Here is a 20,407-nt window from a genome sequence, read left to right as displayed (position 1 = left end):
ACTATTGAGACAAAGGCGCGGCGCGCGCAAGTTTTAAGGCTGACTGCAAAAAATCGGACTGGTCATTTTTACGCCAACTCAACATGATCGGCGAAGTGCATCCAGGACTCGTTAAGCTGACATATTTAACGTCCTTGCTAAATAAACCCTCAACAGACTCCGGAACGATTGCCAGACCGAAGCCCGCAGCTACCAAACCCAACGCCGTCTGCAGTTCGTTTACCTCTTGAATGTGCTCGGGCACCCCACCTTGTTGCCTAAAAATATCAAGCACATAGTCGGCATAACTTGGTCGCGGACGCGCAGGATACAGAATGAGAGACTCAGGGATGAGTTGTTCGATACACAACGTAGTGCACTTCGCCAGATCATGCTCTTTCGGCAAGGCCACAATCAAACGTTCCTCCCATAAGACCAAGCGCTCAATTTCAGGATCGGACAGAAGGATCCTGCCGATTCCGATATCGATTCGGCCTGTTTTTAACGCCTCGAACTGCTGCAACGTAATCATTTCCAAGAGACTAATTTCGATGCTTTGATCAAGTGCTCGCAACTGACGAATAAATCCGGGCATATAGCCATACAAGACCGAGGGAACGAATCCGATTCCAACGCGACGCTTTTCCTTGCGGCCGACTCGCTGAGTCGCTTGCACGGTCTCAGAGAGTTTTTTCAACATTAAGTCAGTTTGATCCAAAAAATAGCGCCCTGCCTCCGTCAGCTTAATCCCACGTCCGACCCGCTCAAACAGCTCAACCCCCATTTCCTCTTCGAGCATCTTGATCTGCCGGCTTAGAGGGGGTTGCGCCATGTTAAGAACCTCAGCAGCCCGAGTAAAGCTCATTTCGGCAGCAACACGCCGGAAGTAACGAATCTGTCTGAGCTCCATATTTCATACCTTTAAAGTATCAATCTGAATAAATATAGTCTTAGACAAGCCCACACTGCAACACGATAATCAACTATCCAGCATGATTATCAGAACAAAATCAAAAGATATGCACCTCAATGGAGATCACCGAAAATGAGCAACCTAGTTAACGCCTTGTCCATCAGGAAACGTATAGATTTCGTGAAAATGGGATGCGTCGCCGCAGGGCTCGCCCTAGCACTGAATAGCATGCCAAGTATGGCAAATTCTTCAGTAAGCAATTATCCAGACCGGGCTATTACATGGGTCGTGCCCTTTCCACCCGGTGGTGCGATGGATGCTATTGCTCGCGTACTCAGCCGAACAATGAGTCAAGATCTCGGTCAAAACATTGTTGTGGAAAACAAACCAGGAGCTGGCGGCAACATCGGCGCGAGTTATGTCGCAAAAGCTAAACCTGATGGATACACCATCATGATTGTTGCTAACGGTATGGCCGTGAATCCCGCGCTGTATCGCAACATGAGTTACAGCCCTATCAAAGATTTCCAACCCATTTCTCTGCTTGCGGCCGTGCCGAATATTTTGGTCACGCAAGCCAGTCGTTCCGATGTCAACTCACTGAACGATGTCATCCGCCAAGTAAAAGAGAAGCCTGGCAAGTACAGTTACGCCTCGGCAGGAGTCGGCACATCGATTCACCTCGCGGCAGCACTTTTTACCTATACGGGTAAGCTTGACATGCTGCACGTACCCTACAAAGGCAGTGGTCCAGCCGTCACAGATCTGATGAGCGGCCAAGTCGACTACATGTTCGACAGCATCACCTCTGCCAAGCCGCATATCGAATCGGGAAAACTTAAAGCCTTGGCTGTGACAACACCCAAACGCTCATCGACACTTCCTAACTTACCGACTGTCGCGGAAAGCGGCATGACGGGCTACGAACTGACACCGTGGTTTGCAACGTTCGCCCCAGCAGGTACTCCATCTGGCATTATTGACAAGCTGAATGGTGCCATGATCAAAGCGATGAATACCGAGCAAGTCAAAAAGACATTTGCCGCTATTGGCGCCGAATACATTGGTAGCACGCCTCAAGAGCTTGCAAGCTACCTGGCCCAAGAAACAGAGAAGTGGAAAAAAATTATTTCTGAAACAGGAATTTCTGTTGACTAAACTTATTGGTTGGCGGTTTTTCGGACAGAACATAAGCATTTTGTCCGAAAAATGTAATTTTATTTCGGACAATCTTATCAATAGCGGGATGGCGTTTCTAAATAAAAATGGTCCGATATAACCAGACAGGTCACTGGTACTGTCTCACTAGATGACACAGCAAACGGACCCTCCAAAGCACTCCCCGACTCACTCAGGTCGCAGACGATGCGCTGAAACCATTTGATACAAAAAATAGTTATCTAAACAGATGGTTTGAGATGTCGTTATAACTAAAATTTCACATGATTCACGCACGATAGGTCGTCATTCATGGAAACTAAATTGGTCAAACTTGAAGCCATCATCCCAACCCTTGCCACGCGCGAAGATTTGGCAAGGCAAACAACAGAAACCATGAATCGCATAGATCGCTTGGTCGCCGGATTGAGAGCCGACTTTGACCGTAAATTTATTCTATGCATGAGCATACAAATCACGACTCTATTCGCCATCTTTGGCCTACTGTCAAAGATCGCGAATATTTTTTAGTCATCGCTGCCTATATTGCCAAAGCACTCGGTGTGGTTGCTTGTGCCAAAAGCTGATTGAAACTAAGTTTGCAAAAAATCAAAGATGGTAACCATCATTGATAGATACCATTGAAGCGAGAGGAAAACTATAGATACCGCACACATTTTTCAATCGGGCCGCAGTCAGGCAATCAGATTGCCAAAAGAATACCGCTTCGCTGGCACCGAAGTAAAAGTTAAGCATATTGGCAATGCGGTTTTATTGATGCCCTCAGATCAACCCGGGGGCATCCTACCGACTGCACTGTCTTTGTTTGAACCCGGCTTCACGCTAGAAAGATCTCAGCCAGATGAGCAACTCAGAGAAACTCTATTGCCATGATTTTGCTCGATACTAATATTTGTTTTCACGTCATTAACCAAAGACCTGCTCACGATATTGAGAAGTTTCAAAAATATCGCGCCGGTTAGTATTGTCAAATTATATCCAAACCAGTATAATTACTTAATGAAATCTGTTTCTTTTCTTGGCGACTCCCTCAAACGCCTGCGCGAATTCCCTGAGGATGCAAAACAGGACGCAGGCTATCAGCTAGATAAAATACAAAACGGACTTCAGCCTGATGATTTCAAACCAATGCCAACAATTGGCAAAGGAGTAGAGGAACTTCGCATATGGGATGACAGCGGCACCTACCGCGTTATCTACACAGCAAGGCTTCAAGAAATCATCTATGTTTTGCATGCTTTCCAAAAGAAAACTCAAGCCACATCCAAAAAAGATATTGATATCGCTAAAACAAGATGGATTTATCTGACAAGGAGCAAAAAATGAAAAAAACTGAATCCTATAAAAGCGTTTGGAATGCCATAGCCGATACGCCAGAGCAAGCCGCAAACTTGCGCGCTCGCGCAGAATTGATGATGCAAATATCGGAGTTGGTTAAAGCAAGCGGCTGGACACAAGCAGAGGCCGCCACGCGTTGTGGCGTTACCCAGCCGAGAATGAATGATTTGTTACGCGGTCGTGTTTCAAGATTTTCTCTTGATGCGCTTGTCAATATTGCAACTGCGACAGGCAGACGCGTACACATGGAATTGCAAGCAGCCTGATTTTAATTTCCAGTTTAGTCAGAAAATTAGCATCGGATGATCAACGAGATTTACAAACATTTAAGTGCATTGACTATGTATTGAACAATCTAGTAAAATAATATTTAGACATTTAGATTTGGGTTGACGCCCATGCCAACCTGCCCTCCCGGGCAAGGTGGATCGCCGAAAGGCAATGTGACCGGAAACGGTAACCAAGCGGGATGCGTCAGCCCTCTTCTAATGAAGAGGGCTTTTTGTTTTGTACGGGGGATTTATATCCAACTTGCCAACCCGGGCGTATTGCCGAAGTGGCTAAACAGGAGATCGTGATGACTGTGCACGTGCAATTACTGTCGGCGTTTATTCGCAAAGCCGATATCGCCGCCCATTACCCAGGCGGCTGTGAAACCTTTGAGCAACAACATACCCTTGGCGAGGGCGATGCGTATTTGTATCGCCTGGTGTCGATGAGCAGCGAGGGTCTAGGCGAGCTCCTTGATGAGACCGAACAAGGCGGTTTGGACATCGAACAGTTTGTAGCCATCGCCGATATGTGGGCGGGTCCCTTTAAAGAGATCCCAAACATCTGCTTCACACGCATTGGCGAAGACTTTCCAGCAACATGGATTGCTGCTTCGACACAGGAGCACAATCATGACTAAAGCCGCTGCCAACAAACCCATCCCAGTGAGCGCCTTGTCATACCGTCCACTTGACTATTTTGGACGCTATGACTTGCAGGTCGAACTATTGAGCACTGTCAAAGGTCGCGCCCGGAGAGCGCTCATCAAGGATGCGCTCGAAACTGGCGAGGTTGATACCCTACCCGACTTTGTCACCACCCCCGAGCTCGAGTCGTTTGATCGACAGATGCTCGGCCGACTCCATCCCATGTTTATGGGTGGTGAATTCCTCCCTAAGAGGAAACCCAAAGAAGTCGAGATCGCGCGTATCAGTATTCAGTCCACGACCTACGATGTGACGGTGCTATATGCCAGACTCGTCGGCCAACGCATTCATTACAGAGTCGTGGACGAGTATGAGGGCGATACGCTTGAAGAGCCCTCCACCCGCACCTCCACCAAATCACTCACCATGGGCGCGATGATTGATTTTTTTATCACGGCTTGGAACTTGATGGCTTGTCTGGAGGGTAATTTTGATCAGGATGTAGAGGAGATGCTCGGCTTTTTTAATGCTGAGTCGGAGTTTTATCCTTGCTTTGATCAAATACTCAGAGAGCGGGTGCTCAAGAGATTCATCAATCCAACGTGATCTTCGCCTCTTATATAGGCCTTCGACGAGCCACCTATCGTGATGGCGCCACGCGTTGTGGCGTCACACAATCGAGAATCAATGATTTGCGACGCGACTCACTCAGTTCGCAGACGGCACGATGAAACAATTTGATACAAAAAATAGCTCTTCGGACCGATAGTTGCAGATGACATTAAAACTAAAATTTCACATGTCTCACGCACCAAAGGTAGTGCTCAATGGAAACTAAATTGGCCAAACTTGAAGCCATCATCCCAACCCTTGCCACACGCGAAGATTTGGCAAGGCAAACAACAGAAACCATGGATCGCATAGATCGCTTAGTAGCAGGATTAAGAACTGATCTTGACCGTAAATTTATTCTATGCATGAGCATACAAATCACGACTCTGTTCGCCATCGTTGGCCTGCTGTCGAAGATTGCGAATATTTTTTAGCCAGCGAGCTGCGCATCCTTTATGAAGACCTCTGTATTAATTGTTTCTTTTAAGGAGCTTTGATCATGAAGTGCCCATGCTGTGGTGCCGCTGAACTGATCCACGACACTCGCGATGTACCGTATATTTATAAAGGTGATGCGACAACAATTCCCGCGGTGAAAGGGGATTCTTGTCCTGCGTGCGGCGAAGTCGTGTTGAATAAAGAGCAGGGAGATCGTTATGGTGAATTTATCAGGCAGTTTCAACGTCAGTTCAACCAAAGAGAATACCGCGTCACCGGCACAGAGGTAAAAGTTAAGCATATTGGCAATGCGGGTTTATTGATGCCCTCAGATCAGCCCTGGGGCTTCCTCCCGACAGCACTGCCTTTGTTTGAGCCCGGCTTTACGCTAGAAAGAGCTCAGCCAGATGAGCAAGTCAGAGAAACTCCATTACCATGATTTTGATCGATACTAATATTTTCACTCACCTACACAACCTTTTCAAACTCATCTAGCTCCGATAAATCAACTTCGGAGATTTTTGATTGCCAGCCTTGTTTCGTTTCCGTCATCACGAAATGAATCGTTCGTTCAACATCGTTTAATGCGTGAATAATATTTTTGACTTGCTTATTGCCATCCGCATGAGCAGCATACAAAACATGCAGCATTTGATCAGCAAATTTTGGTACTTTGTTATTCTTTTCCCAGCCTGCGATTGCTTGATCTGTGCGACCTAAAGTTCGTCCAAGCGATGATTGAGACAAAAGCATAGCCTGACGCAAGTAACGGAATTCTGCCCCTGTTAATTTACTGTTTTTACGGATAAGCGCTTTACATATCGCTCTCGAAAGACCAGACAAGTCTTGAATGGTGATAGCCATACCGTAGGGAGTTGCCATCTGCTCATAGCCGTTCGCGAGCCAAATATTGCGAAGGCCTCCGTCTGTGTAGTGGTACGTGCTATTCCACAATTATCAATGCAGTTACAACAATCATCGTGGCAACTTTTTCTGATGATTTCTACGCCCTTATTTTTATAGGTTGACCGATAGTTCACATACTCTAAATGCATCAGCAACTGGTTATCAATGAGATTTACAAACATTTACTTAGTTTTTAGATGCTCAGCGGATCCCTCACCATATTGGCCTGCTCGATCTAGGCAACCGTCATCTCCCGCAGCAAGGCGTTTTTAACGACTGAGTTTAAATGTTATATTTTACGAGCAATTCGCACCTTACATAGAAACACTATTGCCGTTAGTTATCATTATAGTTATACTTAATGCGCATTACGTTTCCTCAAGGGGCGCAAATTGACCGTAAAATATCACTCACAAACGAAGACTCTTGGTCCGCGGGCAGCACAACTCTTGATTGAGCTGAATGAACTGCGCCGGTCTACGTTCACCTTGGCGGATGTCGGTTCAATCAGCGGCCTGTCGGCTGCGGCGGCCCGCAATCTCGTGCACAAAGCTCAGCAGCGAGGCTTGGTTACGCGCCTCAAGCCTGGTTTGTACAACCTCGTACCCTTCGAACTCGGCCGGGCAACTACGCACATCGACAGCCCGTACCTGATCGCACGTGAACTCGCGGGTGACGCGCCCTACTTCTTATCACACGGCACCGCGCTTGAACTGCACCGCATGGTGACGCAGCCGAACTTCACTGTGTATGTGTCCTGTACGCGGCGCGTGCGACCACAGACGGTCGGAGGTTATGACTTTCGATTTATCCACATCACTGCGGAACAAGAATTCGGGGTCATGAAGCACTGGATCGACAAAGAGCGCTTCGTGATGATCAGCGACATGGAGCGCACGATCATCGACGGACTTAGACACCCAGCGTTTGTCGGCGGCATTACCGAAGTTGCCAAGGGCTTATGGATGAAGCGGGACGTACTGAAAATCGAACGGCTGGTGGACTACGCGCAACGGCTCGGTGTCGGCTCCGTCGTGCGCCGTCTCGGCTACCTGCTGGAACACTATGGCATGGCCAAGGCGTCGGAAATAGAACCACTGCGCGGCATGTTGACGGCAACGTACCAGCGCCTTGATCCGTTGCACCCCGCCGAGGGGGCATTTCTCTCGCGTTGGCGACTCCAGCTCAACGTGACTCCCGAAGAACTCGATACCGTAAGGATTGGTTAATGATTCCACAACGCAACATCTCCCTGATCTCGAACACGCTCATGAGCGCCGGTGGTCGGCGTATTCCCGAGGCCGTCATCGAACGCGATTACGTACTGGCTTGGTTTCTAACCGGTCTGGCTGGTCATCCGTTGCGCGAGGTGCTGGTCTTCAAAGGTGGCACAGCCCTGCGACGTTGCTGGTTCGAGGACTATCGGTTTTCGGAAGACCTGGATTTCACTTTGACCCGTCCGATAACCCTCAAAGATATTCTGACGGGGTTCGCCGAAATCTTTTCGGCGGTTGAGGCTGCCTGCGGTTTACGGATCGCTTTCGACCGCGAAGACCGTCACAGCCACCAGAACAGCCACACTTTTTATCTGAGCTACCAAGGGCCGCTGCCCGCTGCGAACGACGTTAAGGTTGACATCACAATCGCCGAAGTCTTGTGCTTTCCGCTGCAAGATCGTCCGATTCATCGCATCTACGATAAATTTGACGATTTACCCGAAGGGCCAACCTTAAAGGTTTACGACATCAAGGAAATCGTGGTTGAAAAGCTGCTGGCATTGAGCGACCGGGCGCGCAATGAGCCGCGCGACCTTTACGACCTCTGGTATCTGTTCGGGTCTAAGGACTTGCGCGTTGCGGAAATGCGCACTGAACTCGACGCAAAGTTGGCGCTGCGACAACGCGTCGTCGCAGGCATGGAGCAGGCGATCGCCGCCAAGGAAGATCGTCTGCGGCGACTCTGGACTGCCCGCTTAGCGCACCAGATGGATCAACTGCCGCAGTTCGACGATGTCTTTCGGGATGTACTGCGCGCTGTTCGCGCGGCCGACTTGCCAAAGACGGCTAGCTAATCCCGGCACCAACATAGCCTGCATGCTCAGCTAGTTGCGATCAGCGATGTAACGCGGCATATTTGGCCTTAACTTCGTTGAGCAAATCAGTAGTCGTTTTCTGCCCATCTATATAGGCCTGAATTGAGGCCTTGAGGCTTTCACTTGGGCTGAGATTTTCAATTCGTAGCGTTGCCAGCATATTGGCAACACTCTTCTCGCGTGCTGACTGATTTAAAGCTGGTTTTGGCATGGCAGGACTCATCTTAGAAGGCAAGATATGCCATTCTAAGACTGAACGTTGACTATTAAGAGAGAGCCAACTTAGCCGATACTAAGCGGTTGATGCTCACCCCCAGATCGGCAGCCTCGGTAGCAAGATTACTATGCACGAGCGATGGTACCCGAACCATAAAGCGGCCGCTGTAGTTCTTTTCAGCAAGAGCTTCTGGAATGGGTTCTCCACAGGCGGCCATTTCGGCAACCACTTTGCCCACGACTCGGCGTATACCGGAGAGCGCTTTTTCAGGGGTAGCAGCAAGCCAGGAGAGAGAGGGAAACTCTGTGCACAAACCCACATGCTCGTTGTCCTCGGCAGACCAGGTGACTCGGTAGGTGTAGTAATTGATGTTCATGGATTAACTCCTAAGCGCTCAATGGCAAGCAGGACTTGTCGAACTTGATAGGCCTTTGCTTTCCTGTGTGCCGCGAGAAGATCGGACGCGATAGCCAACAGACAAGGTGGCATCGGGGCTGTAGTAATAGACATGGTACTTTTTTTCATCGTTTGCAGTTCTCAACCAATGGTTGACAACTGCACCATGCTTTAGCTCGCCATCGGTAAAAATCGACTTCAGATGTTTGGTGATATTTTGTTTCGTAATCTTAAATAGCTCAGATACATCGGCTGACTGTCCTAGATCGTCAGGAAGACGGTTATGTCGATGTCCTCGGAAAATCGCGAGATCAGGCCGAAGGCTTTGGACAGGGATGTGCCTCCCTTGAATAGCAGGCGAGGGCCGCCAACCTCTAATCCGTTAAACAGTACATCAAGCGTCCAGCAAACCCAGAAGTCTTTATCGACGTTCTAAACTGCCGTCCCTAACCGAGCGGCGGTTCCGAGAAACAAATTGCGAAGTGATGATGGACCTGGGATCAGACATAATTTTATCCTGTCCGATATTTGTACATGCTTTTCGGACAAGCATCTCAATCATAAAATTGGCTTTTAAGCACCTGTGTGACCTGACGCCTCCAGCCCTTACAACCTCAAAGCCGTCACCCCTCCGACATATTTGTTACGCGACTCACTTACACAACCTTTTCAAACTCATCTCGCTTCGATAAATCAACTTCGGAAATTTTTGATTGCCAGCCTTGTTTCGTTTCCGTCATCACGAAATGAATCGTTCGTTCAACAGCGTTTAGTGCGTGAATAATATTTTTGACTTGCTCGTTGCCATCCGCATGAGCGGCATAAAAAACACGCAGCATTTGGTCAGCAAATTTTGGTACTTTGCTATTCTTTTCCCAGCCTGCGATCGCTTGATCAGTGCGACCTAACGTTCGTCCAAGTGATGATTGAGACAGAAGCATAGCCTGACGCAAGTATCGAAATTCTGCGCCTGTTAATTTACTGTTTTTACGGATAAGCGCTTTACATATCGCTCTTGAAAGACCAGGCAAGTCTTGAATGGTGATAGCCATACTGTAGGGAGTTTCCATCTGCTCATAGCCGTTCGCAAGCCAAATATTGCGAAGGCCTCCGTCTGTGTAGCGGTACATGCTATTCCCCAATTATCAATGCAGTTACAACAATCATCGTGATGTGTCTCGCCCTCATTTGCTGTTTTGCGTGTTCAGTCCATTTGATCTGTCTGCTATTTCCAGCAATTTTCCTAATTAAGGACTCCCACTGATGCTTGCTTAAGGCCACAAAATATACCCTTATTTACATAGGTTGACCAATAATTTATACAGTCTATAAGTATCAATAACCAGTTATCAATGAGATATACAAACATTTACAAAAATTTATTTAGTTTTTAGATGTGAGACTCAAACAAGTGCAAAGTCTCCCCAACCCAAAGGTCATCCCTAAACTCGACAAACCAAGATAAAGGCGTGACTGTCATTGAGAGCTTCCCGCCCTTGTGATGGAGGGTTTGACCAAATTGTGCGGTCATTGTCAGTCGTCACTGAAGTCATCCTGCCTCGACAATACCAACATGCCTGTATCACCCTGTGATAGACCTGAGTAGACATAACACTAGCCAATTTGGCTAAATTTAACTTTTCAAATATTTGCAATTTAGTTACATTTAGTATGTCACATTGACGATCTAAGCGGATTGCAATAGGTATAAAAAAGAAACTGGAGACAAAAATGGCAATAGTAAATTTGAATGTCAACGGCAAGTCTCAGCGAGTAGAGGTCGAAGACGATACCCCTCTGCTGTATGCACTTCGTGATCACCTAGAAATCAATGGTCCTAAATATGGATGCGGACTCGGACAGTGTGGTGCTTGTACGGTCGTGGTTGACGGTCAGGCGGTCAGATCCTGTGTCACCCCCACCACCGCATTTCAAGGCAAGGCCGTGACGACACTTGAAGGCCTTGGCAGTTCAGCAAAGCCAGGCAAGTTACAACAAGCATTCATTGATGAGCAAGCTGTGCAATGTGGCTATTGCATCAACGGCATGATCATGACTGCGAGTGCTTTTCTAGCTAACAACAAAAATCCAACAGACGCACAAATTACTGAAGCGCTCGCGGGCAACCTGTGCCGTTGTGGTACGCACCAACGGATTGTGGCAGCGGTCAAACGCTACATCGCCACTGCCTGACCTCAACCTCACAACACACATCTCCACAGGTGAACTCATGAACGCACTAACACGACGCGATTTCCTCAAAGCAAGCGGCGCTGGCCTACTCGTGGTTAGCTTTTCAATGAAGATAACTGAGGCCTCAGCCAATTATGGACTCATGCCTCCAAAAAGTGTCGCTAAAGATCAACTTGACTCCTGGCTGACGATTGATCGAACAGGAAAAATTACGGTCTTTGTCGGCAAGGTTGACTTGGGCACAGGTACAAAAACAGCACTGTCACAGATCGCAGCGGAAGAGCTTTACGTCCCTTTTGAGCGTATCGATATGATTATGGGCGATACCGCCACCACACCGGATCAATGGCTCACAGGTGCTGCCATTACCTTGTCGCAAGGTGGTAGCGAGTTACGCATCGCCGCGGCAAATGCCCGTGCCGCGCTACTCACGCGTGCCGCCGAACAGCTCAAAGTACCTCTGACCGAACTCAGCATCAAAGACGGCGTGATCTCAGCCACATCAAAACCCAACCAAACCCTTGCCTACGGCGAATTGATCGGAGAGGGTTTTCAAATTAAGGTTGATCCAAAAGCAAAAGTTAAACCACACACCGAATACACCTTGGTGGGCAAGTCGATCCAACGCGTTGATATCCCCGACAAAGTTTCTGGCGAACACCCCTTTGTTCACGACTTCCGTCTGCCAGGAATGCTGCATGCACGCGTGATTCGACCCTTGGATATGGGCGCCACTATTGTGAGCGTCGATGACTCTGCTGCCAAGCAAATAAAAGGCTATGTGCAGACCGTTCGTAAAGACAATTTCTTGGCTGTCGTGTGCAAAGATGAATGGAGCGCAGTCAAAGCCGCCAACGCCGTTAAAGTGACATGGTCTGCTGGTCGCGCGCTGCCACCACAAGATCAAATTTTTAATTATTGGCGACAGCTCCCCATCGCAAAGACTGAGATCACACAAAACGTGGGCAATGTCGATGCTGCCTTGTCGGCGGGTGTGAAACGCGTCAAAGCGACTTATAACTTTGCGGTTCAAACGCATGCTTCCACAGGTCCTTCCTGTGCAGTGGCGGATTTCCGCGACGGGAAGATGACCTTATGGTCAGCTTCGCAAGCGACGCACTCCATGCAAGAGGAAATCGCCAATGTCACCAAGCTACCTAAAGAATCCATTCGCTTGGTGTATTTGGATGGATCTGGCTGTTACGGACGCAATGGTCACGAAGATGCAACTGCCGATGCTGCTCTGATTGCACAAATGATCGGCAAGCCTGTACGCGTGCAATGGACGCGACAAGATGAAACTGCTCTGGCGCCCAAGAGTCCGCCACGTTCGATGGATTTCGAGGCCAGCTTTGATGCACAAGGGAATTTGACAGGCTGGAATAGCGACTTTTATATTGCACTCAATCATATTGCCGCCTTCAAACCCTTGGACTTTCCGCTGCTTGCCTCAGCAGACACGGGCAATCCTCGCCCGGGTAACTGGGTTGGATTCTTATTTCAAAACTCTGCGGCGCCCTACGTTTTACCCAATATCAAAGTCACGACTAAACACATCGATCAGACGATCTTCCGCGCTTCGCACTTGCGGAGTCCCGGCCGTATCGAAAACAGTTTTGCTAACGAGTCCTTTATGGACGAACTGGCGGCAGCGGCCAATGCGGATCCTGCTGAATTCAGGATTAAGCACCTTTCTGATCCTCGTGCTTTAGATGTGATTAAAGCGGTCCTTAAGGCCTCCAACTGGCAAACACGCCCCGGTCCAAATCCTGCGAGTGTTCAAGGCGAGATCGCAAAGGGCCGCGGTATTTCATATGTTCGCTATAACAACGCCATTACCTATGTTGCCACCGTTGCTGAAGTCGAAGTCAATCGAACGACGGGTCAGATTAAGGTGACGCGTGTCTGCGTGGCGCATGACTGCGGTCAAATCGTCAACCCAGATGGTGTGATAAACCAAGTAGAGGGTGGCGTGATTCAAACAGTGAGTCGCACGCTGATGGAAGAAGTGAAGTGGAATGGCAGTACCGTCACGAGCGTTGACTGGGCGAGCTATCCGATCCTGCAGTTCCCGGACGTCCCTAAAGTAGAGACTGTGCTGATTGATCGTCCAGGTCAACCCGTCTGGGGTGCTGGCGAGCAAACACCCACGACAGTCCCCGCCGCCATTGCCAATGCTGTCTTCGATGCAATCGGTGTGCGTTTACGTACGATCCCTTTCACTCCAGCATCCGTCAAGGTTGCGATGAGTCAAGCAAAGAAAGTTGGTTGATGGTTGTCTGACCATAAAACAGCCCTTCAATACGAAGGGCTGTTTTTCGTTAACAGCGCCAACACGCTGCACCAACTTAGCCTGCATGCTCATATAGGCCTGAAGTGAGGATGGGTTCACCACAGGCGAACATTTCGGCAACCACTTCATGGAATTACAAGCAGCTTGAATTAACCGGCAACGGTAACCAAGCGGAATGCGTCAGCCCTCTTCTACCGAAAAGACAATCCGATCACAATCCCAACCATCAAAACAATCAACAATAGCAACGCGCGGATACGGCTTGGTGGATACGGTTAATGTCTCGGTGAATACCTGACACAGCGCGTTGAATGCCTGAGATTTCATGAAAGCGTACTTTCACCGCACCTTCAAATACTCACTTTCAATCGCCTCAAAAACTTCTACAGGAACGGTGGTGGCAAATTTTTTACGGAGATTAATTGACAGTTTTCCGTTTTGCTCCATGCACAACAAGACCAATACATTGAGATCTTTGCCTCGCACGTCGTAGCGGCTATCTATCGCGCGATAGATCAAGTCGTATCGCGCCAAGAACTCGGCCTCTTCTTTCAAATCTTTTTCAAGCGCTTGTTCAGCCATCTCTAGCCCGAACTCAACGCAAGCCGTTGCATTCCAATAGCGGTACAAAGACGCGTCAGAATTGAAGGTCATCTGGTAGTCGTCACCGTCGATCCATCGCACGTCCCAACGTTTACGCGCAGGGGCTGAGAAACTCTTTAACGCAGCCAGGTAGTTCTCTTCATTGCGCTTCATGGCGCTTGAGACCGGCAACAGCAGACTATTCTTTAACAGCCCAGACTGACAGAGCGCGTGGTGAAATAAAAACCGCGACAAACGTCCGTTGCCATCCATAAAGGGATGAATAAAGACAAACCCAAACGACACAATTGAGGCAGCGATTAGGGGATCCACTTGTTTAGGCGCACTGTTAGCAAACTCGAGCAAACCGCTCATCAGACTGCCAACTAGCGTTGGTGGCGGCGGCACATAGGTCACCCCCGCGGCACCACGCAGCGCGCTGCTGAGCCAATTTTGTTGGTGCCGGTAGTGCGTGGCCCGATCGAAGGGGTTTGTGATTGCGGTGTTTTGCAAACTCACCAAATACTCTTCATCTAAGTGCGAAGCAAGAGACGCCTGTTTAAGCAGCTCGACAAACGCTTCGGCCTTGCCTGAGCTTGGTGTTTCTCGCTCGATCTCAAACGAACTTTTAGTTTCGTTTAAGTACGCCCAAGACATGGCACGCTCTGAGGCGCTTGCGCCTAGTTCTGATAAAAATTCATTGGCTCTTTGTAAAATATTGGCGTCAAGTAAACGACTTAAGCGAGCGGTTCTTTCAACCGTTACGCAATAATCGAATGAGCCCAAACCGTTAAAGTTAACGCGCCACTTTGCGTTGCGTTGGCTAGGCCCAGTGACGTATTTTTTTGGATCGAATAAGTTAACTAAAGCCCCTGTGACTGTTGGTGCACCTTCGAGCTCTTGCTGATTAAAGGCCTCCCACAAAAAGCAGGCGGTGCGAATATAAACACCTGTTGGCGCTTCTGTCAGTGCTGCCAGCATCTCTTGCCCTGGGATTTTTTTTACCGCCTGCGAGAGCAACTGCAGCTCAGTCCCTTCGTGTTTTAAGGCAAACAAGAGATGACTTAACGGGTCATCAGCCTTAGGCGCGACATTTGAAGGGATCAGCAGAGCGTCGTTAGCCGACGTCACCTTACTAACCGCGGCAAGACGCGCAGGCACAGTAGGCCCAAGGGCGCTTAGGCCCAACAGACTTTTTACTTGCGAGTAACCGATTTCACTGTTTTTTTTGCTAATCATCTAACTTTTTGGACAAATAACCATTTTTTCTTACAAATAACCATTTTACGACATTTTTTCGTACATTTTTGATGTTTTCGTCATAAAAAATAAAGCAGTATCAAAAAGCTACTTTCCGCTTTTCGATCTACGGCTTGTAACCGTCAGTGCAAGACTCAACCCTATTGCCCTCGACATTAGCAACATTGCTGTGTCACCCGATGAGACACCTGGAGGCATAGACTAAAAATTTATCCCCTCCAAAAGATCCGTACTGACCCATGCCTAAAATCAACACCATCACCCGCGAACAATGGCTACAGCAAGCCGTCAGCGCTCTCAAGCCAATCTTTAGTGCCAAAGGCTACCCCGTCCCAAACTGTCACGTTTCCTGTGGCTTTCTAGACGATAGCGCCTTCGAGTTTCCTTTGGGTTGTAGGGAATTGATTGCTTGCGATGGTAGTGTTGGTGTTAAGTCCGCCCAGTTGGATTTGGTTACTGGCTGGCTCAGGCAGGCTTCTAACGCAAAGACAAACCTATAAATATCCCAATCAAGAGAATGATAATCATCACCAATAGCGATGGAAATCTCGGACCGCTTGATTCCGACTTAATTGTCGCCACCTGATCTTGTTTGCCTGCTGGCAAATCAAGTCGCTCTCGATAAGACAAACCCGTGCCTGGTATGCCAACATTACCTGTCAAATGACCATCTTTAGCAGTTACGCTAGCTCCGCGCGTCCCTACCGTCCAAGAAAACCCTGTCTTACTTACATTCAATCTTAGGCCAGGCAGAATCTTGATCCGACGCTGAAAACGAAAAGTCATTTAATGAATACCCTTTTTATTATGTTGCTGTGTGGCAATGCATCCTTTTCAGGGCATCTCTCCGCTCGGACTACCACCACTCATTACAAAATCCATTAAATAAAATCATTTAACAAAAATAAAATAGAAGCTAAAAATTCATCACAACTTTTGAAGTTTCTTGCTTTGCATTCGTTTGCCAACAGTTGAGCTAACACTATTTGCTTGTGGGTCATGTCCTTAGAAATTTCATCGATATATTTTTGCGAGTACTTGTTACCCTTGTCTACAGACAGGCGAAACCACATGTAAGCTTTCACGTTGTCTTGCGCAACACCTTGACCAAGCTCGTACATGATGCCTATGTATGACAGAGCAAGATCATCATTTTGTTCTGCAGCCTTGATGTACCAACGGATCGCTTCAGAGTAATTTCTTTCAATCCCTTCATTCTCCTTGTACATAAGAGCCGCGAAGATTTGAGCGTAAGCATCACCTTGCTTTGCTGACAGCAAGTACCAATGCCACGCAGCCATCCACATTTAAATCAAATATCTTGATCAGACCGATATGTAGACTATGACCAAGGGACGAAATTACTTTGTTAAACTTTAGACGTTTCACCCATTGGCGTTACTTTAAAGCTAAATCACTCGCCACACACGCCATTGGATGCAAGTGCTAGCTTTCTAATCTCTTCCTTACCCTCTTCATCTGTGACCAACATTACCCATGAACATTTATTACCTACCTGGACGAGGTGGTCGTCTTCAAACAGGACTGGGAGAGGCACTGCTCTCCCGAGGGCTGAACATCTCCGGTAGGGAGACGCTTGGTGATTTCGCGAAACTCCGTTTTGCAGAACAAATCGAACACGTGGCGCAAGACCTCAAAGCGCACTTTTGGCACGACGACGCAATGGTTGTGGCCAACTCTTTTGGGGCTTACCTCTTTCTGCACGCGCAAACATTAATGGCCCCTTTTCCAGGCAGAGTCCTTTTGCTCTCTCCAATCGTCGGAGAATTTGCAAATAGCGAATCGCAAACCTTTTTCGTTCCACCCAGAGCCCGCCAACTCATGGAATTAGTTCAAGCCGGTCAATATCATTCATCTAAACACTGTGAAATCCATGTTGGTGAACAAGACTGGCAAAGCAATCCCGACAATGTCCGGGCTCTAGCAAAACTGATGGCATGGCACGTCACTGTTGTCCCAGAGGCGGGACACATGTTGCCTAAAACCTATGTTGGTGCTTTGCTCGATCGATGGATTTCCAATTAGGCGCAATCTCCCCCACCACCCTATCGCCCATAAACATTAAACCCACCCGCACCATTCGATAGGATCTGCGACGATCCGTCCGAACCAAAGGTATTAAAGCCACCAGCACCATTAGGCAGTATCTGCGTCGTACCATTTGAGCCATAGGTGTTGTACCCACCTGCTCCGTTGGGCAACACCTGGGTTGTTCCCCCAGAACCATACACGTTGTAGCCCCCTGCCCCATTCGACAAGATCTGGGTCGTGCCATTTGAACCATAGACATTAAAGCCACCCGCGCCATTTGGTAAGACCTGCGACATGCCCTCAGGGCCATACACGTTATAGCCCCCCGCACCATTGGGCAGCACCTGCGTCTGCGCGTGAGTCACGCCAAGACCTAGAAATACCCCTAAAGCACACAGCATCAAAGTCAGCGTTGTTTTCATGTTGGATCTCCTGTTTGGTAGATCATGCGCCAGGTACTGTCTCACTAGATGACACAGCAAACAGACTCTCCGAAGCACGTACCGACTTACGCGAGGGGCTACCGTCGTGATGCAACAATTTGATACAAAAAATAGTTCTCAGGACCGATCGTTGCAGATGACATAAAAACTAAAATTTCGCATGACTCAGATTTTGCATGACTCACGAACTATGGGGCGCACTATCTCGTGCGCAAGGTTCAATAGAGTCAAAGGCATTTGAGATTAGGTTGACTAGTGAAGTTAAGGTGGCTTATCATTCCAAACAACACGGCCCGCTCCTCTACGTCGCAAGACGCACGAGCGGGTTTTCTTTTTTGTGATTCTAGAAATGTTATCGACGTTTAAAAAACCTCATCTCCCCTTTAAGCAGCAGTTAAATTTGCTTAAAGCCAGAGGGCTTGAGGTTTCAAATGACAATGCAGCTTTAGCCTACTTAACTCGAATCGGCTACTACCGCCTGAGTGCTTACTGGTACCCCCTTCGCCTTCCGTTGATCACTCAGGATCCGATCACTCAAAAAATCAAAGTCAGCAGGCAAGACAAATTCTGTCCCGGAATTAAATTTGAAAATACCTTGAGCATTTACGTGTTCGATAAACGACTTCGTCTGTTACTACTCGATGCAATCGAACGCGTTGAAATTGCGATACGAGTTGATATCTCCCATATCTTGGGTGCGCGCGATACTTTTGCACATACGAACGTATCAATGCTGCACGGCAATTTTACGAAAAAAATTAGGCAAAACGGCCTCACAGCGCACCAAGAATGGCTCACGAAATACAACAAGGTTCTTGCGCGTTCAAAAGAGGACTTTTTTAAACACTATAAGAACAAGTACGGGTTGCCTCTGCCAATTTGGGTTTCCGTAGAGCTTTGGGACTTTGGCATGCTCTCGACTTTCTATAAGGGAATGCAAGTAGCCGATAAAAAAGTCATTGCAGGGAAATACGGCATCCAAGATTTTATTGTGATGGAGAGCTGGCTTCGGACCTTGAACTATGTGCGAAATGTAGCGGCCCATCACAGTCGACTTTGGAACAAAAATCTCGTCGATCAACCAAAATTTCCAAAAACGGGTGAGATTTCAGCTTTTGACCCTATTACTAACGACCAATTATCGTCTCAAGAAGTTAGTGCTCGTTTATACGGAGTGCTTTGCATCTTGCTTCATATGCTAAAAATCATTAGCCCAAATTCTTCGTGGAGGGATCGGCTACGAGAAATGATTGATCAATTCCCGCAAGTGCCGCCACTGTCGATTTCTGATATGGGGTTTCCACTTCAATGGCAACAGCACGACTTCTGGCGATGAGCACGCATTTTTCAATTTGTTGCGCGGTCGTGTTTCACGATTTTCTCTTGATGCGGTTGTCAATATTGCAACTGAGACAGGCATACGCGTAAGCAAGGAATTGCAAGCAGCCTGAGGTAGGATTACAAAGCAAACAAACCGCACTCCTAAAGCCGCCACCCCGCAGTCATAAACCGCTCAACCCTCCCCTCCTTGCACACCGCATAGCCCCAAATCAATTGCTTTATAAACGCATTCGGCCCCACAGACTCAAACAAGTGCAAAGTCTCCCCAACCCCAAGCCCTTCCCGAAACTCGATCCACACAGCATTTAAATACCCAAACGGAAGATTCGGCGCAGCGCCCAGCGGATCCATCACCATATTCGCCTTCTCAATCTCGGCAACCGTCATCTCCCTGATCAAAGCCTCCTCTGTCAATACAAACTCCTTGGCCTTGGCCAGTCGCTCACTATTCGCCTCCGCGTCTTTCTTTTTAAACATCTCAAAGAACTTGAGGACAAGTGCAACGGGCCACACTAACCAAACCAAGATAAAGGCCAGCCCCGGCACCACAACATCTTCTAACACCCGATACCAAAACCTTTGGCGCGAGGGGTTGAGAGACTTTAGGGCATCCGTTAAAGAACCCGCTTGCCGATGCTTCATCCACAGATGCGAAGTCACCACGGCCAAGCACACCACCAACCCCACACCAAAATAGATTTGCAGAACCAGGAGCCAATCCTTCATGCTCTGGACTCCTTAGCAGAGGACTGCTCTCTATTCACACGCACTTGCGTGTCAACAATCACACCCTGGTCTACGGAAATCAATAGATCACGTTCATACACACTCGCGAAGCCCATGTGCACATACTCGACTAAGTCACCCTGCGGGATACTCAAGACCCCGGAATACCAATGCGCAAATACACGACTGTCATAGCCAGGAAAAAGACTCCCTAGCGTCACCTCGGTGCCGTCTTTGTAATCCGCGCGAATCTCGATCAGGTAGAGCCGGTCAAGCGTAATTTCCCATTTCCCAACATAACAGCGCCAACACGCCGTGGAGATATCTTGAAAATCCGGACTGATCCCCATCAAGACGAAATAGTCAGATAAAGGCGTGACTCTCATTGAGAGCTTCTCGCCCTTGTAGTGGAGGATTTCACTAAATTGTGCGGTCATTGCCAGTCGCCTTTGAAGTCATCGTGCATCGACAATACCAAAAAGCCTGTATCACCCGATGAGACACCTGAAGGCATAGACTAAAAATTTATT

The 20,407-nt window shown here is 48.2% G+C and carries 28 protein-coding genes and 1 riboswitch; of the genes, 16 read left to right on the top strand and 12 right to left on the bottom strand.

Features of this window, described 5'->3' with window-relative positions; all coding sequences use genetic code 11:
* Position 1: 1 nt before the first annotated feature.
* A complete protein-coding gene (locus AC8GE9_RS03150; protein WP_506675652.1) occupies positions 2-889 on the bottom strand; it encodes a LysR family transcriptional regulator in 888 nt (295 codons plus the stop codon).
* Between the two features lie 189 nt (positions 890-1,078).
* Here AC8GE9_RS03150 and AC8GE9_RS03145 point away from each other — a divergent pair, with 189 nt between their 5' ends.
* From AC8GE9_RS03145 to AC8GE9_RS03105, 9 genes are all read left to right on the top strand, one after another.
* A complete protein-coding gene (locus AC8GE9_RS03145; RefSeq protein ID WP_506676312.1) occupies positions 1,079-2,050 on the top strand; it encodes a Bug family tripartite tricarboxylate transporter substrate binding protein in 972 nt (323 codons plus the stop codon).
* Positions 2,051-2,362: 312 nt separating this feature from the next.
* Entirely contained in the window at positions 2,363-2,581 is a 219-nt protein-coding gene (locus tag AC8GE9_RS03140) for a hypothetical protein (RefSeq protein WP_506675651.1), read from the top strand.
* Between the two features lie 129 nt (positions 2,582-2,710).
* Positions 2,711-2,944, top strand: coding sequence for an antitoxin (locus AC8GE9_RS03135; protein ID WP_506676311.1), 234 nt, complete (start codon positions 2,711-2,713; stop codon positions 2,942-2,944).
* A gap of 126 nt (positions 2,945-3,070) precedes the next feature.
* Positions 3,071-3,397, top strand: coding sequence for a type II toxin-antitoxin system RelE/ParE family toxin (locus AC8GE9_RS03130; protein ID WP_506675650.1), 327 nt, complete (start codon positions 3,071-3,073; stop codon positions 3,395-3,397).
* Positions 3,394-3,675 (top strand): helix-turn-helix domain-containing protein, encoded by a 282-nt coding sequence (locus AC8GE9_RS03125; protein ID WP_506675649.1) that lies wholly within the window; start codon positions 3,394-3,396, stop codon positions 3,673-3,675. The genes AC8GE9_RS03130 and AC8GE9_RS03125 overlap by 4 nt, the downstream gene beginning before the upstream one ends.
* 103 nt (positions 3,676-3,778) lie before the next feature.
* Positions 3,779-3,883, top strand: a riboswitch (SAM-I-IV-variant riboswitch).
* The gene (locus AC8GE9_RS03120; protein WP_506675648.1) at positions 3,879-4,319 is read left to right on the top strand and encodes a hypothetical protein; all 441 of its coding nucleotides are present in this window, start codon (positions 3,879-3,881) and stop codon (positions 4,317-4,319) included. (Overlaps the previous riboswitch by 5 nt.)
* Positions 4,312-4,932 carry a hypothetical protein gene (locus AC8GE9_RS03115; protein ID WP_506675647.1) on the top strand — a complete coding sequence of 207 codons (621 nt, stop codon included), beginning with the start codon at positions 4,312-4,314 and terminating at the stop codon, positions 4,930-4,932. Before AC8GE9_RS03120 ends, AC8GE9_RS03115 begins: the two co-directional genes overlap by 8 nt.
* A 233-nt stretch (positions 4,933-5,165) precedes the next feature.
* Positions 5,166-5,372, top strand: coding sequence for a hypothetical protein (locus tag AC8GE9_RS03110; protein ID WP_506675646.1), 207 nt, complete (start codon positions 5,166-5,168; stop codon positions 5,370-5,372).
* 65 nt (positions 5,373-5,437) lie between these two features.
* Positions 5,438-5,815 carry a type II toxin-antitoxin system MqsA family antitoxin gene (locus AC8GE9_RS03105; protein ID WP_506675645.1) on the top strand — a complete coding sequence of 126 codons (378 nt, stop codon included), beginning with the start codon at positions 5,438-5,440 and terminating at the stop codon, positions 5,813-5,815.
* 29 nt (positions 5,816-5,844) lie between these two features.
* Here AC8GE9_RS03105 and AC8GE9_RS03100 read toward each other — a convergent pair whose 3' ends face one another.
* A complete protein-coding gene (locus AC8GE9_RS03100) occupies positions 5,845-6,258 on the bottom strand; it encodes a hypothetical protein (protein WP_506675644.1) in 414 nt (137 codons plus the stop codon).
* 473 nt (positions 6,259-6,731) lie between these two features.
* On the opposite strand from AC8GE9_RS03100, the gene AC8GE9_RS03095 reads away from it, so the two are divergent.
* Positions 6,732-7,511 carry a type IV toxin-antitoxin system AbiEi family antitoxin domain-containing protein gene (locus AC8GE9_RS03095; protein WP_506675643.1) on the top strand — a complete coding sequence of 260 codons (780 nt, stop codon included), beginning with the start codon at positions 6,732-6,734 and terminating at the stop codon, positions 7,509-7,511.
* The gene (locus tag AC8GE9_RS03090; protein ID WP_506675642.1) at positions 7,511-8,353 is read left to right on the top strand and encodes a nucleotidyl transferase AbiEii/AbiGii toxin family protein; all 843 of its coding nucleotides are present in this window, start codon (positions 7,511-7,513) and stop codon (positions 8,351-8,353) included. Before AC8GE9_RS03095 ends, AC8GE9_RS03090 begins: the two co-directional genes overlap by 1 nt.
* A gap of 40 nt (positions 8,354-8,393) precedes the next feature.
* Here the strand turns inward: AC8GE9_RS03090 and AC8GE9_RS03085 are convergent, their stop codons facing one another.
* From AC8GE9_RS03085 to AC8GE9_RS03070, 4 genes are all read right to left on the bottom strand, one after another.
* Entirely contained in the window at positions 8,394-8,585 is a 192-nt protein-coding gene (locus tag AC8GE9_RS03085; protein ID WP_506675641.1) for an antitoxin VbhA family protein, read from the bottom strand.
* A 55-nt stretch (positions 8,586-8,640) separates the two neighbouring features.
* The gene (locus tag AC8GE9_RS03080) at positions 8,641-8,967 is read right to left on the bottom strand and encodes a type II toxin-antitoxin system HicB family antitoxin (RefSeq protein ID WP_506675640.1); all 327 of its coding nucleotides are present in this window, start codon (positions 8,965-8,967) and stop codon (positions 8,641-8,643) included.
* A 281-nt stretch (positions 8,968-9,248) separates the two neighbouring features.
* On the bottom strand, positions 9,249-9,320 hold the full coding sequence (locus AC8GE9_RS03075) for a nucleotidyl transferase AbiEii/AbiGii toxin family protein (protein WP_506676310.1): 72 nt from the start codon (positions 9,318-9,320) through the stop codon (positions 9,249-9,251).
* A 323-nt stretch (positions 9,321-9,643) separates the two neighbouring features.
* Positions 9,644-10,117, bottom strand: coding sequence for a hypothetical protein (locus tag AC8GE9_RS03070; RefSeq protein WP_506675639.1), 474 nt, complete (start codon positions 10,115-10,117; stop codon positions 9,644-9,646).
* A 601-nt stretch (positions 10,118-10,718) separates the two neighbouring features.
* Here AC8GE9_RS03070 and AC8GE9_RS03065 point away from each other — a divergent pair.
* A complete protein-coding gene (locus AC8GE9_RS03065) occupies positions 10,719-11,180 on the top strand; it encodes a (2Fe-2S)-binding protein (protein WP_506675638.1) in 462 nt (153 codons plus the stop codon).
* A gap of 37 nt (positions 11,181-11,217) precedes the next feature.
* The gene (locus AC8GE9_RS03060; protein ID WP_506675637.1) at positions 11,218-13,452 is read left to right on the top strand and encodes a xanthine dehydrogenase family protein molybdopterin-binding subunit; all 2,235 of its coding nucleotides are present in this window, start codon (positions 11,218-11,220) and stop codon (positions 13,450-13,452) included.
* 360 nt (positions 13,453-13,812) lie between these two features.
* Here the strand turns inward: AC8GE9_RS03060 and AC8GE9_RS03055 are convergent, their stop codons facing one another.
* Positions 13,813-15,294, bottom strand: a complete 1,482-nt coding sequence (locus AC8GE9_RS03055; RefSeq protein WP_506675636.1) for a Fic family protein — start codon at positions 15,292-15,294, stop codon at positions 13,813-13,815.
* A 260-nt stretch (positions 15,295-15,554) separates the two neighbouring features.
* Here AC8GE9_RS03055 and AC8GE9_RS03050 point away from each other — a divergent pair, with 260 nt between their 5' ends.
* A complete protein-coding gene (locus AC8GE9_RS03050; protein WP_506675635.1) occupies positions 15,555-15,815 on the top strand; it encodes a hypothetical protein in 261 nt (86 codons plus the stop codon).
* Here AC8GE9_RS03050 and AC8GE9_RS03045 read toward each other — a convergent pair.
* Together AC8GE9_RS03045 and AC8GE9_RS03040 are read right to left on the bottom strand one after the other, a co-directional pair.
* A complete protein-coding gene (locus tag AC8GE9_RS03045; protein WP_506675634.1) occupies positions 15,793-16,101 on the bottom strand; it encodes a DUF4236 domain-containing protein in 309 nt (102 codons plus the stop codon). The two genes, AC8GE9_RS03050 and AC8GE9_RS03045, sit on opposite strands and share 23 nt — an antisense overlap.
* 95 nt (positions 16,102-16,196) lie before the next feature.
* A complete protein-coding gene (locus tag AC8GE9_RS03040; protein ID WP_506675633.1) occupies positions 16,197-16,616 on the bottom strand; it encodes a tetratricopeptide repeat protein in 420 nt (139 codons plus the stop codon).
* Between the two features lie 196 nt (positions 16,617-16,812).
* Between AC8GE9_RS03040 and AC8GE9_RS03035 the strand changes: the two genes are divergently transcribed.
* The gene (locus AC8GE9_RS03035; RefSeq protein WP_506675632.1) at positions 16,813-17,361 is read left to right on the top strand and encodes an alpha/beta fold hydrolase; all 549 of its coding nucleotides are present in this window, start codon (positions 16,813-16,815) and stop codon (positions 17,359-17,361) included.
* 20 nt (positions 17,362-17,381) lie between these two features.
* Here the strand turns inward: AC8GE9_RS03035 and AC8GE9_RS03030 are convergent, their stop codons facing one another.
* The gene (locus AC8GE9_RS03030) at positions 17,382-17,789 is read right to left on the bottom strand and encodes a hypothetical protein (RefSeq protein ID WP_506675631.1); all 408 of its coding nucleotides are present in this window, start codon (positions 17,787-17,789) and stop codon (positions 17,382-17,384) included.
* 421 nt (positions 17,790-18,210) lie between these two features.
* Between AC8GE9_RS03030 and AC8GE9_RS03025 the strand changes: the two genes are divergently transcribed.
* Complete coding sequence (locus AC8GE9_RS03025; RefSeq protein ID WP_506675630.1) at positions 18,211-19,146, top strand: Abi family protein; 936 nt, start codon at positions 18,211-18,213, stop codon at positions 19,144-19,146.
* A gap of 146 nt (positions 19,147-19,292) precedes the next feature.
* Here the strand turns inward: AC8GE9_RS03025 and AC8GE9_RS03020 are convergent, their stop codons facing one another.
* Together AC8GE9_RS03020 and AC8GE9_RS03015 are read right to left on the bottom strand one after the other, a co-directional pair.
* Positions 19,293-19,877, bottom strand: a complete 585-nt coding sequence (locus tag AC8GE9_RS03020) for a hypothetical protein (protein ID WP_506675629.1) — start codon at positions 19,875-19,877, stop codon at positions 19,293-19,295.
* Positions 19,874-20,314 (bottom strand): hypothetical protein, encoded by a 441-nt coding sequence (locus AC8GE9_RS03015; protein ID WP_506675628.1) that lies wholly within the window; start codon positions 20,312-20,314, stop codon positions 19,874-19,876. The genes AC8GE9_RS03020 and AC8GE9_RS03015 overlap by 4 nt, the downstream gene beginning before the upstream one ends.
* Between the last annotated feature and the right edge of the window lie 93 nt (positions 20,315-20,407).

The organism is Zwartia lucis (assembly GCF_965234455.1).
Classification (GTDB): Bacteria; Pseudomonadota; Gammaproteobacteria; order Burkholderiales; family Burkholderiaceae_B; genus Zwartia; species Zwartia lucis.
This window is presented reverse-complemented; position numbering and strand designations above follow the sequence as displayed.